The organism is Enterobacter sp. J49 (assembly GCF_002148625.1).
Classification (GTDB): domain Bacteria; phylum Pseudomonadota; class Gammaproteobacteria; order Enterobacterales; family Enterobacteriaceae; genus Enterobacter; species Enterobacter ludwigii.
In genome coordinates this window covers 727,436-739,323 of the sequence record NZ_MWPY01000037.1, presented here as the reverse complement: position 1 = coordinate 739,323, position 11,888 = coordinate 727,436, and the positions used below count along the sequence as shown (strand labels likewise).

General features: G+C 55.2%; 11 protein-coding genes. 5 read left to right on the top strand and 6 right to left on the bottom strand.

The genetic code is table 11. The features are described 5' to 3' along the window. Positions 1–67: 67 nt before the first annotated feature. Both ldcA and BJP35_RS21795 read left to right on the top strand, forming a co-directional pair. On the top strand, positions 68–982 hold the full coding sequence (ldcA, locus tag BJP35_RS21800) for a muramoyltetrapeptide carboxypeptidase (protein WP_014170572.1): 915 nt from the start codon (positions 68–70) through the stop codon (positions 980–982). A gap of 96 nt (positions 983–1,078) precedes the next feature. Then, positions 1,079–2,812, top strand: coding sequence for a potassium/proton antiporter (locus BJP35_RS21795; RefSeq protein ID WP_014170573.1), 1,734 nt, complete (start codon positions 1,079–1,081; stop codon positions 2,810–2,812). 60 nt (positions 2,813–2,872) lie between these two features. Here the strand turns inward: BJP35_RS21795 and dadX are convergent, their stop codons facing one another. Further along, positions 2,873–3,943: a catabolic alanine racemase DadX gene (gene dadX / locus BJP35_RS21790; RefSeq protein WP_025203876.1), complete on the bottom strand. Its 1,071-nt coding sequence runs from the start codon at positions 3,941–3,943 to the stop codon at positions 2,873–2,875. Positions 3,944–3,952: 9 nt separating this feature from the next. Then, positions 3,953–5,251 carry a D-amino acid dehydrogenase gene (locus tag BJP35_RS21785; protein ID WP_020883441.1) on the bottom strand — a complete coding sequence of 433 codons (1,299 nt, stop codon included), beginning with the start codon at positions 5,249–5,251 and terminating at the stop codon, positions 3,953–3,955. 321 nt (positions 5,252–5,572) lie between these two features. Here BJP35_RS21785 and BJP35_RS21780 point away from each other — a divergent pair, with 321 nt between their 5' ends. After that, positions 5,573–7,105 (top strand): SpoVR family protein, encoded by a 1,533-nt coding sequence (locus BJP35_RS21780; protein ID WP_020883440.1) that lies wholly within the window; start codon positions 5,573–5,575, stop codon positions 7,103–7,105. Positions 7,106–7,172: 67 nt separating this feature from the next. On the opposite strand, the gene fadR is transcribed toward BJP35_RS21780, so the two are convergent. Beyond that, on the bottom strand, positions 7,173–7,892 hold the full coding sequence (gene fadR, locus BJP35_RS21775; RefSeq protein WP_025203875.1) for a fatty acid metabolism transcriptional regulator FadR: 720 nt from the start codon (positions 7,890–7,892) through the stop codon (positions 7,173–7,175). A gap of 201 nt (positions 7,893–8,093) precedes the next feature. Between fadR and nhaB the strand changes: the two genes are divergently transcribed. Further along, complete coding sequence (gene nhaB, locus BJP35_RS21770) at positions 8,094–9,632, top strand: Na(+)/H(+) antiporter NhaB (RefSeq protein ID WP_020883438.1); 1,539 nt, start codon at positions 8,094–8,096, stop codon at positions 9,630–9,632. A gap of 143 nt (positions 9,633–9,775) precedes the next feature. Then, on the top strand, positions 9,776–10,306 hold the full coding sequence (gene dsbB, locus BJP35_RS21765; protein ID WP_020883437.1) for a disulfide bond formation protein DsbB: 531 nt from the start codon (positions 9,776–9,778) through the stop codon (positions 10,304–10,306). Between the two features lie 26 nt (positions 10,307–10,332). Here dsbB and BJP35_RS21760 read toward each other — a convergent pair whose 3' ends face one another. The 3 genes from BJP35_RS21760 to BJP35_RS21750 form a co-directional block, all read right to left on the bottom strand. Continuing rightward, complete coding sequence (locus BJP35_RS21760; protein WP_020883436.1) at positions 10,333–10,776, bottom strand: YcgN family cysteine cluster protein; 444 nt, start codon at positions 10,774–10,776, stop codon at positions 10,333–10,335. 93 nt (positions 10,777–10,869) lie between these two features. After that, positions 10,870–11,529, bottom strand: a complete 660-nt coding sequence (locus tag BJP35_RS21755; protein ID WP_047744830.1) for a fumarylacetoacetate hydrolase family protein — start codon at positions 11,527–11,529, stop codon at positions 10,870–10,872. Between the two features lie 47 nt (positions 11,530–11,576). Next, positions 11,577–11,852: a YcgL domain-containing protein gene (locus tag BJP35_RS21750; protein WP_020883434.1), complete on the bottom strand. Its 276-nt coding sequence runs from the start codon at positions 11,850–11,852 to the stop codon at positions 11,577–11,579. Positions 11,853–11,888 lie beyond the last annotated feature (36 nt).

The window sequence follows — 11,888 nt, the reverse complement described above, 5'->3', positions numbered from 1 at the left end:
CTTGAAGCGGGCAGCGTATAAGCGGCATGATATAGACAATTAGTTTCTCATTCAGCAAGGAATTGCCATGTCTCAGTTTCATCTTATCGCACCGTCGGGCTACTGCATCAATCAGGACGCGGCACAACGGGGCGTTCAGCGCTTACTGGGCTTCGGCCACCAGGTAGAAAATCAGACGATTATCCCTCGCCGCCAGCAGCGTTTTGCCGGCACCGAGGCCCAGAGACTGAATGATATCAACAGCCTGGTGAACCTGAAGGGTGAGGATCGGATCGTGCTTGCGGTGCGGGGGGGCTACGGCGCGAGCCGGTTACTGGAGAGCATTGACTGGCAAGGTCTGGCACAGCGTCAACAGCAGGACCCGCTGCTGATATGCGGGCACAGCGATTTCACGGTCATCCAGCTTGGGCTGCTGGCACTGCATAACGTCATTACCTTCAGCGGCCCGATGCTGGCCGGAAATTTTGGTGCGCCGGCGCTCGATGCGTTTACCCTTGAGCATTTCTGGCGCGCCCTGCGAAACCCAACCTACAGCATAACGTGGCAAGGCCAGGGGCCGCACTGGGCCTGTGAAGGCCAACTCTGGGGTGGTAACCTGGCAATGCTGGTCTCGCTCATCGGTACGCCGTGGCTGCCGGACATCGAAGACGGCATTCTGGTGCTGGAAGATATTAACGAACATCCGTTCCGCGTCGAGCGCATGTTATTGCAGCTTTATCATGCCGGGATCCTTGAACGTCAGTCAGCAATCGTGCTGGGCAGTTTTAGCGGTGCGGCACCCAATGATTACGACGCCGGTTACTCCCTTGAAACGATGGTTGATTTCATCCGTTCCCGTCTCGATATCCCGGTTATCACCGGTCTGGATTTTGGCCATGAGCAACAAACCGTAACCCTTGCGCTGGGGGCACATGCGTCCCTGATACATGATGATTCTGGCAGTCGGTTAACAATAAGCGGTCATCCGGTCATAAAGGCATAAAAAAGCCGTTAAACCCCTTAATAAAACGCTGTTGCCGTGGTTAATATGTTAGGGTTTTAGTAACAGCGTTAACATTGAGGTGGGAGTAAGACAACATTGGATGCCGCAGCGATAATCAGCCTTTTCATTCTGGGTTCTGTGCTTGTAACCTGTAGTATATTATTAAGTTCATTTTCATCGCGTCTCGGCATACCTATTCTCGTTATTTTCCTTGCTATCGGCATGCTGGCTGGCATCGATGGCATCGGCGGTATTCCTTTCGATAACTACCCTTTCGCCTACATGGTGAGTAACCTCGCGCTGGCAGTGATCCTGCTGGACGGCGGGATGCGCACTCAGGCGAGCTCGTTCCGCGTCGCCTTAGGGCCGGCGCTGTCGCTCGCGACCGTAGGCGTATTAATCACATCAGGCCTGACCGGGATGATGGCCGCCTGGCTGTTCCATCTCAATATCATGGAAGGCTTGCTGATTGGCGCTATTGTCGGTTCAACCGATGCGGCGGCGGTCTTTTCCCTGCTTGGCGGTAAAGGGCTTAACGAACGTGTTGGCTCCACGCTTGAGATTGAATCCGGCAGTAACGATCCCATGGCAGTGTTTCTCACCATCACGCTGATTGAGATGATCCAGCAGCACGAAAGCGGGCTGAGCTGGATGTTTGCCTGGCATATCCTGCAGCAGTTTGGTCTGGGGATTATTCTTGGCCTCGGCGGCGGCTATCTGCTGCAGCAGATGATCAACCGGATTTCACTTCCCGCCGGGCTTTACCCTCTGCTGGCGCTGAGCGGGGGCATTCTGATTTTTGCCGTTACCACCGCGCTGGATGGCAGCGGCATTCTTGCCGTCTACCTCTGCGGCTTCCTGATGGGTAACCGCCCTATTCGCAACCGTCACGCCATTTTGCAGAACTTCGACGGACTGGCCTGGCTGGCGCAGATTGGCATGTTCCTGGTGCTTGGCCTGCTGGTTACCCCTTCAGACCTGCTGCCTATCGCCGTGCCGGCGCTGATGCTGTCGGCGTGGATGATCTTCTTCGCCCGTCCACTGTCGGTGTTTGCAGGCCTGCTGCCGTTTCGCGGCTTTAACCTGCGCGAGCGTATCTTTATCAGTTGGGTGGGTTTGCGCGGCGCGGTGCCGATTATCCTTGCCGTGTTCCCGATGATGGCGGGTCTGGATAACGCCCGACTGTTCTTCAACGTCGCATTCTTCGTTGTTTTGATTTCACTCCTGTTCCAGGGCACGTCACTCGGCTGGGCGGCGAAAAAGGCAAAAGTGGTGATCCCCCCCGTTGGCTGGCCCGTCTCCCGGGTGGGGCTGGATATTCATCCGGAAAACCCGTGGGAACAGTTTGTGTATCAGCTTAGCGAAGACAAATGGTGCGTGGGCGCGTCGCTGCGCGATCTGCATATGCCCGCCGAAACGCGGATTGCCGCGTTGTTCCGCGACAATGTTCTGCTTCACCCTACCGGCAGCACCCGTCTGCGTGAAGGGGATATTTTGTGCGTGATTGGCCGCGAGCGCGACCTGCCCGCGCTGGGTAAATTGTTCAGCCAGTCGCCACCGGTGGCGCTGGATCAGCGTTTCTTCGGCGATTTTATTCTGGAAGCGAGCGCCAAATTTGCAGATGTTGCCTTGATTTACGGTCTGGATGAAGGGCTGGAGTATCGCGATAAGCAGCAAACGCTGGGGGAAATTATCCAGCAACTGCTTGGCGCAGCACCCGTTGTCGGTGACCAGGTCGAGTTTGCCGGGATGATCTGGACGGTGGCCGAGAAAGAAGATAACGCGGTACGCAAAGTTGGCGTAAGGCCGATGGAAGAAGAGTCAGAGTAGTTTAGGTTTCATGTCTTACTGGCCGGGGAAGGCGTTATCGCCCCCCGGCACATCGCATAGTTACACCGTCACAACCGGTACGCGCGGCGCCAGAGCGCACATCAGCTCATAGCCAACGGTCCCTGCCGCAGCGGCCACATCGTCAATTTTAATTTCATTTCCCCACAGCTCAACCGGTGAACCAATCCCCGCCTGCGGGCACGGCGTGAGGTCTACCGCCAGCATATCCATTGAGACCGTCCCCACGGTACCCGTGCGAACGCCATCCACCCATACCGGCGTGCCGGTCGGAGCGATACGCGGGTAGCCGTCGGCATAGCCTCCCGCCACAATGCCAATTCGCTGTTCGCCTGTCGCCCGGTAACGGCTGCCGTAGCCCACCGTGGAACCGGCCTTCAGCGTTTGTACGCCGATGATTTCGCTGCGAAGAGTCATCACCGGTTTCAGGCCGCTGTTGGCAATATCCTGCCACTGCCCTGACGGTGACGCGCCGTACAGAATGATCCCCGGGCGTACCCAGCTGTAGTGCGCCTCCGGGTGCCACAGCGTGGCCGCCGAGTTAGAGAGCGAGCGCGAACATGCCAGACCTTCAGCCGCCTGCTCAATCCGCACCATCGCCTCGGCGATGCCATCGGGTTTTTCCGCGTCGGCAAAGTGCGCCATCAGCGTCATTTCGCCCACATTCTTGATGCCGCGCAGCTGTTGCCATACCGTATGTACCCGCTCGGGCTGGAAGCCCAGGCGGTTCATGCCGCTGTTCACCTTGAGATAAATGTCGAGCGGAGCATGCAGTCTGGCGTCCTGCAGGGCTTTAACCTGCCAGTTGCTGTGAATGCTGGTGGTCAGCCGGTACTTATCCAGCAACGGTAGATCGTCGGCATGGAAGAACCCTTCCAGCAATAATATAGGGCCTTTCCAGCCACGCTCGCGCAGCAAAATGGCCTCTTCCAGATTCAGTAACGCAAAACCGTCGGTCGCGCTGAGCGCGCTCCAGATGCGGTCAATACCGTGGCCGTAGGCGTTCGCTTTCACCACCGACCAGACGCGTGAACCTGGCGCAGCACGGCGAACAATCTGCAGGTTATCCTTCAGGGCCTGCAAGTCCAGCTGAGCCAGAACAGGACGGGACATGACAACTCCTTAGTTATGCGCGCCGTGCAGGTGCTGTGGACGCGAGGGGGTGAACCCAGATTGATAGCGCGCGGCACTTAAATCGTCAAACGGAATTGCCGGGGTGCGACCGGAAATCAAGTCGCTCAACAGCTGACCTGAGCCACAGGCCATTGTCCAGCCGAGGGTGCCGTGTCCGGTATTCGTCCACAGGTTTTTGAACGGAGTGCGGCCCACAATCGGCGTGCCGTCTGGCGTCATTGGACGCAGACCGGTCCAGAACGTGGCCTGCTCGACAAAACCGCCGCGTGGGAAGAGATCGCCCACGACCATCTCCAGCGTTTCACGACGCGGCTGCAGCAGCTCGGTGTTGAAGCCGACAATCTCCGCCATGCCGCCTACGCGGATACGGTTGTCGAAACGAGTAATGGCGATTTTATAGGTTTCATCCAGAATGGTGGAGACGGGTGCACCGCTGTCCTCTTTCACCGGGATGGTCAGGGAGTACCCCTTCAGCGGATAGACCGGAATGTCCAGAATGCCCTTCAGCATGGCGGTGGAGTAAGAGCCAAAGGCCATGACGTAGGCATCTGCTTTGATCACCTCTTCGCCGCACTTCACGCCGTAGATATTACCGCCTTCCGACAGCAATTTATCGACGGGCGTGTTAAAGCGGAATGTTACCCCTGCCTGCTCGCACATCTGCGCCAGACGCTGGGTAAAGAGCTGACAGTCGCCGGTTTCATCGTTGGGTAAACGCAGGCCGCCCGTCAGTTTGTGGGACACCTCCGCCAGCGCCGGTTCAACCTGTCCCAGCTGACTGGCCTCGAGGAGTTGATACGGAACACCGGCATCTTCCAGCACGGCGATATCGCGGGTGGCGTTTTCGTACTGTTGCGCCGTGCGGAACAGCTGCAGCGTACCGCCCTGACGGCCTTCGTACTCAATGCCGGTGGTGGCGCGCAAGGTTTTCAGGCAGTCACGGCTGTATTCCGCCAGACGCACCATACGCCCTTTGTTTTCCATGTAATGGCGGGTGTCGCAGTTGCGCAGCATCTGCCACATCCACTTAAGCTGGAACTGCGTGCCGTCGAGGCTAATGGCCAGCGGCGCATGGCGCTGGAACATCCATTTAATCGCCTTCAGTGGCACGCCGGGAGCCGCCCACGGTGCCGCATAGCCCGGAGAGATTTGCCCGGCATTCGCCGCGCTGGTTTCCAGCGCAGGGCCTGGCTCACGATCGATAACGGTTACGTCATGCCCCGCCTGACTTAAATACCAGGCGCTGGTTACGCCAACCACACCACTTCCCAGTATGACAACACGCATAGACACTCCATAATGTGCAAAAGAACAATCTTCTAATTACAGATTGATAACCTAGTTGAAAATATTATTCAACATACGACTTTTTTATGGTGACTTATCTCACATCTTCCCCTACTGGCGGGGAAAGGACTAATTTGGTATCTCCTGCTGCGCGTTATTTTTAACCAGCATAAAACTCTGCATGGACCGCTTTTTTTACCGTATTGAAAACGGGAAATCGTAAAGAAAAAATTTCTGCTCCAGCACGCTTTTTAACACGTTGATCTATGCTTGAAAGGAGGCTCTCCAGACAGAGAGAGCACCCACAACGAGGGCGCGCTAATGGCTACTATTGATTCCCTGAACAAGGACAACACACGTCTCAGCGATGGACCCGACTGGACCTTTGAGTTGCTGGATGTCTACCTCGCTGAAATCGACCGGGTAGCAAAACTCTATCGCCTGGATACCTATCCTCACCAGATTGAAGTCATAACCTCCGAACAGATGATGGATGCCTATTCCAGCGTCGGGATGCCGATCAATTATCCGCATTGGTCGTTTGGTAAAAAATTTATTGAAACGGAACGGCTGTATAAACACGGCCAGCAGGGGCTGGCGTATGAAATCGTCATCAACTCCAACCCGTGTATCGCTTACCTGATGGAAGAGAACACCATTACCATGCAGGCGCTGGTGATGGCGCATGCCTGCTACGGGCACAACTCTTTCTTCAAGAATAACTATCTTTTCCGCAGCTGGACGGACGCCAGCTCGATCGTCGATTACCTGATCTTCGCCCGTAAATACATTACCGACTGCGAAGAGCGCTACGGCGTCGATGAAGTGGAGAAACTGCTCGACTCCTGCCATGCGCTGATGAACTACGGCGTAGACCGTTACAAACGGCCGCAGAAAATTTCCCTGCAGGAGGAGAAAGCCCGGCAGAAAAGCCGCGAGGAGTATCTGCAAAGCCAGGTGAATATGCTGTGGCGCACCTTGCCTAAGCGTGAAGAAGAGAAAGCTGTCGCTGAGGCGCGCCGCTACCCGTCTGAGCCACAGGAAAACCTGCTCTACTTTATGGAGAAGAACGCGCCGCTGCTGGAGTCATGGCAGCGTGAGATCCTGCGCATTGTGCGTAAGGTCAGCCAGTACTTCTATCCGCAAAAACAGACGCAGGTGATGAACGAAGGCTGGGCGACATTCTGGCATTACACCATCCTCAACCATCTGTATGACGAGGGGAAAGTCACCGAACGGTTTATGATGGAATTCCTCCACAGCCATACCAACGTGGTGTTCCAGCCGCCTTACAACAGCCCGTGGTACAGCGGCATCAACCCGTATGCCCTCGGCTTTGCGATGTTCCAGGACATCAAACGTATCTGTCAGTCGCCAACGGAAGAGGACAAATACTGGTTCCCGGATATTGCCGGTTCGGACTGGCTGGAAACGCTGCATTTTGCGATGCGCGATTTCAAGGATGAGAGCTTTATTAGCCAGTTTATGTCGCCGAAGATCATGCGCGATTTCCGCTTCTTCACCGTGCTGGATGATGACCGTAACAACTTCCTGGAAATTTCAGCGATTCATAACGAAGAGGGATACCGGGAGATCCGCTCTCGCCTCTCTTCCCAGTACAACCTGAGCAATCTTGAACCCAATATTCAGGTATGGAACGTGGATCTCCGCGGTGACCGCTCTCTGACGCTGCGCTACATCCCGCACAACCGTGCCCCGCTGGATAAAGGGCGCAAAGAGGTGCTGAAGCATGTGCATCGCCTGTGGGGCTTTGACGTGCTGCTGGAGCAGCAGAATGAAGACGGTAGCGTGGAGCTGCTGGAGCGCTGCCCGACGCGGATGAATACGCTGTAGTGCCTGCCTGAACCGAAACGCCCGCGTCAGGGCGAAAAAAAACCTCTCAGCTGAGAGGTTTTTTCTTTTAGCGGGTCTGGATGGCCAGGTCACCCGGCAGCGTTTTTTGCATCCGGTGCCAGATTTCACCGGAGTCGCGGCCGTAGCGGCGCACGGTTTCATACACCTGATCGTGCTGACCGGTGGAACAGAGCTCGCTCAGCTTGTGGTAAAAGCCCAGCGCCAGACTGCGGGCTTCCGGATTGGCAAAGTAGTGACGACCGATACGGGTATAGAGCCCTTTCATGCCGTTAAGGATGAGGCCGTAAATCGGGTTACCGGAGGCAAACGCCAGGCCGCGGAAGATGTTGTAATCAAGGGTAGCAAACGCATCCGCATGATCTTCCACCTGGTTGGCGCTGGCCAGAACCTGGAGCGCATCTTCCGGGTGCTGACGGAAAGCCGTACGAATAAAGATGGTGGCGATATTGGTACGCACGGAGAGCAGATTATCAATCAGCTGCGGCACGCTTTCATGATCGAGGCGCGCCAGCGTTTCAAGAATATTCAGCCCGGAGGTTTCCCAGAAATTGTTTACTTTTGTTGGCTTGCCATGCTGAATCGTCAACCACCCATCACGCGCCAGTCGCTGGAGCACTTCCCGAAGCGTGGTGCGAGTGACGCCAATCAGTTCAGAGAGTTCGCGTTCAGCCGGAAGAATGGACCCTGCAGGGAAACGATTATTCCAGATGCTTTCAATGATGTACTCTTCCGCGAAACCCGCTGGGCTCTGCGCCTTAATGACCATAGTGAGATTTCCATTACACAGCTTTAGCAAATTGCACTCATCATACCAGAGGCTCGCAGAGGCAGATAGCGCAGCAGTGAGAGAAAAGAGGGATCGCCGTTTCATTTTTATGAAATTTACATTGCAGCCGAATCCCCCTCCAGGCCGTGATTTTTGCGTATACTGATGTTTTGTTTTACTTCACGGGGAAGAACGTCTGTCGTGGAAATTTCTTTTGGGCGCGCGTTGTGGCGCAATTTTTTAGGCCAGTCTCCCGACTGGTACAAGCTGATACTTCTGGTGTTCCTGGTTGTTAATCCTCTCATCTTTATTGTGCACCCGTTTATTGCCGGGTGGCTGCTGGTCGCGGAGTTTATCTTCACCCTGGCCATGGCGCTGAAGTGCTATCCCCTGCTGCCTGGCGGTTTGCTGGCCATTGAAGCGGTTGTCATTGGGATGACCAGCGCCGAGCATGTAAAAGCAGAACTGGCCTCAAACCTTGAAGTGCTTCTGCTGCTGATGTTTATGGTGGCCGGCATCTACTTTATGAAACAGCTGCTGCTGTTTATTTTTACCCGCCTGCTGCTGAGCATTCCTTCAAAAACGCTTTTGTCGCTGGCTTTCTGCGTGGCTGCAGCATTTCTTTCAGCCTTCCTGGATGCGCTGACGGTGGTCGCCGTGGTGATAAGCGTCGCGGTCGGGTTTTATGGTATTTATCACCGGGTGGCCTCTTCACGTCCCGGCGATGACCTGCTTGATGACAGCCAGGTCGATAATGACCACCGCGAGGTGCTGGAACAGTTCCGCGCCTTCCTGCGCAGCCTGATGATGCATGCCGGCGTCGGGACCGCCCTGGGCGGCGTGATGACGATGGTGGGTGAACCGCAAAACCTGATTATTGCTAAAGCTGCGGGCTGGCATTTCGGTGATTTCTTCCTGCGAATGGCACCGGTGAGCATACCGGTTCTGGTGTGCGGTCTGGCGACCTGTGTAGTCGTGGAGAAATTCAGCCTCTTTGGCTATGGTGCGCATATTCCGGCGCCCGTGCGTCAGGAGCTGCAGAAATTCGACCAGCAAAGCCGTAGCCAGCGGACACGGCAGGAGACGCTACGTCTTATTGCACAGGGCGTCATTGGCGTCTGGCTTATCGCCGCGCTGGCGTTTCATCTTGCCGAAGTCGGTTTAATTGGCCTGTCGGTGATTATTCTCGCCACCAGTTTTACCGGCGTGACGGATGAGCATGCGATCGGCAAAGCCTTTACGGAAGCCCTGCCCTTTACCGCCCTGCTGGCCGTCTTTTTTGCGGTCGTCGCGGTGATCATCGACCAGAAGCTTTTCGCGCCGATCATTACCTTTGTCTTGCAGGCGGCACCGGATGCTCAGCTTTCGCTGTTTTATCTGTTTAACGGGCTGCTGTCGTCTATCTCGGATAACGTGTTTGTTGGCACGGTCTACATCAACGAGGCCAAAACGGCCATGGAGCAAGGCGTCATCAGCGCCGGACAGTTCGAACTGCTGGCGGTGGCAATTAACACCGGGACCAACCTGCCGTCGGTGGCGACGCCCAACGGTCAGGCGGCGTTCCTGTTCCTGCTGACCTCTGCGCTGGCTCCACTCATACGTCTTTCTTATGGGCGAATGGTCTGGATGGCGCTTCCCTATACGCTGGTGCTCACGCTTGTAGGATTGCTTTGCGTCAAAATTACCCTTATTCCCTGTACGCAATGGTTGATACAAGCGGGTATACTTGCCGCGCAGTAAACCTGATATATCGGGCAGCTTGCTGCCCGTTTACCTTTTCGCACGATAAACATCCAATTACGTTTTATTTCGTCAGGTACAGGTGGCGCGAAAAACGAATTCGTTTACACTGCGCTTTCTAAGCATGTTCCAGGGAAATGATTATGTTGAGATTTTTAAACCAGTGCTCTCGCGGTCGCGGAGCGTGGTTGTTAATGGCCCTGACCGCCTTTGCGCTGGAAATGGTCGCGCTGTGGTTCCAGCATGTGATGGGACTTCAGCCTTGCGTACTCTGTATTTACGAACGCTGTGCATTGTTCGGCATTATGGGTGCGGGTCTGGTGGGTGCGATTGCCCCTAAATCGCCGTTACGCTATGCCGCAATTGCCATCTGGCTGTACAGCGCCTGGAAAGGTATTGAGCTCTCCTGGCAGCACACCATGATGCAACTGCATCCGTCACCTTTTATGACCTGTGATTTCGCCGCCCGCTTCCCGAGCTGGCTGCCGCTTGATAAGTGGCTGCCGCAGGTGTTTGTTGCTTCCGGTGACTGCTCTGTGCGCCAGTGGGAATTCCTGAGCCTTGAGATGCCGCAGTGGCTGGTGGGGATTTTTGTGGCCTACTTCATTGTGGCGCTGCTGGTGCTCATCGCACAACCGTTCAAACCCAAGAAACGCGACCTGTTTGGCAGGTAAAAAAACCCGCCTCGGCGGGTTTTTTCTTATCCACGGTTGGGATGATTCATGATGTGATCTTCCCAGTCCTGCACCTCTGACTCTTTCACCGCAATATGACGCACAGAGATTCGTTCACCGTGCATCGCCGCTTTGGAGCCCGTCAGCAGCGGGTGCCATTTTGGCAGGTCTTTGCCTTCCGCCAGCAGACGATAGGCGCAGGTATGCGGCAGCCATTCGAAGGTGGGCAGGTTCTCACGGGTTAGCTTGATGCAATCCGGCTCGTACTCGAAGCGACGCTCATAGTTGCGACACTGGCAGGTTTTGATGTTCAGCTGCTTGCAGGCAACGTTGGTGAAATAGATTTCGTCCGAATCTTCATCCATCAGTTTATGCAGGCAGCACTGCCCGCAACCGTCACACAACGATTCCCACTCCACGTCTGTCATTTGGTCGAGAGTTTTGCTTTGCCAGAAAGGAATGTTGTTCATCAGGATGTCCACACGTCAAAAGAGAGCGCACCTTATAACGAGTCTGGCACGTTGTTGCAAGTTTTGCCGCCCTCTTCAGGCGGCAAGATGCTTTTACAGCACGCGAGTTTTCAGTGACAGGCCGTTAAAACTGACGTCCAGTTCGTCACCGGCCTGCAGCGGGCCGACACCTTCTGGCGTACCGGTGAGGATCACATCGCCCGGTTTCAGGGTAAAGAAGCGGCTCATGTAGGCAATCAGCGGCACAATTTTATGGATCATATCTGCCGTGGTGCCCTGCTGGCGGATCTCGCCGTTAACCTTCAGGCTAAGCGCGGTGTTCTGCGGATCGTCGGTAAATTCACTTACCGGAATAAAACCGGAGATCGGGCAAGCGTTATCAAACCCTTTGGCCTTTTCCCACGGCTGCCCCGCTTTCTTCATTTTGCCCTGAACATCACGCAGGGTCAGGTCGAGCGCGACACCGTATCCGGCAATCGCCTTTTGCACATGCTCTTCGGAGGCCTGACGCAGCGTCGCGCCAATCAGCACGGCCAGCTCCACTTCATGATGCACCGACCCCAACCCCTGCGGCAGCGCCAGCGGCTGGCGAATGTCGCACAGCGCGGTTTCTGGCTTGATGAACAGGACCGGCTCGTCTGGCGTCGCGCTGCCCATCTCCTGAATATGTTTGGCATAGTTACTGCCTACGCAGACCACTTTGCTGACGGGATAATCCAGTAATGCACCTTGCCAGTTATGATGTTGATACATGTACGACCCCTAAACGGTTGATGTGTTAACCCCGAAAACAGCCGGGACTATTTTTTCCCGTTCACCTCAAGATGCTGTTTTAATAAATTCTCGGGTGGTGGCGGGAGCTGTAAATAATAGCCTTGCTCCGCTAATGCGGTTTTCACTTTTTCCAGATCGGCGTTGACCAGTTTCTTACGGCCATCCAGCGGCAGCAGCATCGCCAGCTGAGGTCGGCCAAAGTTCTTCATTAATTCTTCAGGTACGCGCGAAAAATCGTCTTTCTTTTCGACATAAAGATAGGTCTGGTCACGACTTGTACTTCTGTAGATCACACAAAACATGTTTTTACTCTGAATTAATGGGTGGTTGCTTGCCTC

What these genes read in the sequence shown, in the direction of transcription:
- ldcA (WP_014170572.1), top strand. Translation starts at nt 68, where the DNA reads ATGTCTCAGTTTCATCTTATCGCACCGTCGGGCTACTGCATCAATCAG.
- dadX (WP_025203876.1), bottom strand. Translation starts at nt 3,943, where the DNA reads ATGTCCCGTCCTGTTCTGGCTCAGCTGGACTTGCAGGCCCTGAAGGAT.
- BJP35_RS21785 (WP_020883441.1), bottom strand. Translation starts at nt 5,251, where the DNA reads ATGCGTGTTGTCATACTGGGAAGTGGTGTGGTTGGCGTAACCAGCGCC.
- BJP35_RS21780 (WP_020883440.1), top strand. Translation starts at nt 5,573, where the DNA reads ATGGCTACTATTGATTCCCTGAACAAGGACAACACACGTCTCAGCGAT.
- fadR (WP_025203875.1), bottom strand. Translation starts at nt 7,892, where the DNA reads ATGGTCATTAAGGCGCAGAGCCCAGCGGGTTTCGCGGAAGAGTACATC.
- dsbB (WP_020883437.1), top strand. Translation starts at nt 9,776, where the DNA reads ATGTTGAGATTTTTAAACCAGTGCTCTCGCGGTCGCGGAGCGTGGTTG.
- BJP35_RS21760 (WP_020883436.1), bottom strand. Translation starts at nt 10,776, where the DNA reads ATGAACAACATTCCTTTCTGGCAAAGCAAAACTCTCGACCAAATGACA.
- BJP35_RS21755 (WP_047744830.1), bottom strand. Translation starts at nt 11,529, where the DNA reads ATGTATCAACATCATAACTGGCAAGGTGCATTACTGGATTATCCCGTC.
- BJP35_RS21750 (WP_020883434.1), bottom strand. Translation starts at nt 11,852, where the DNA reads ATGTTTTGTGTGATCTACAGAAGTACAAGTCGTGACCAGACCTATCTT.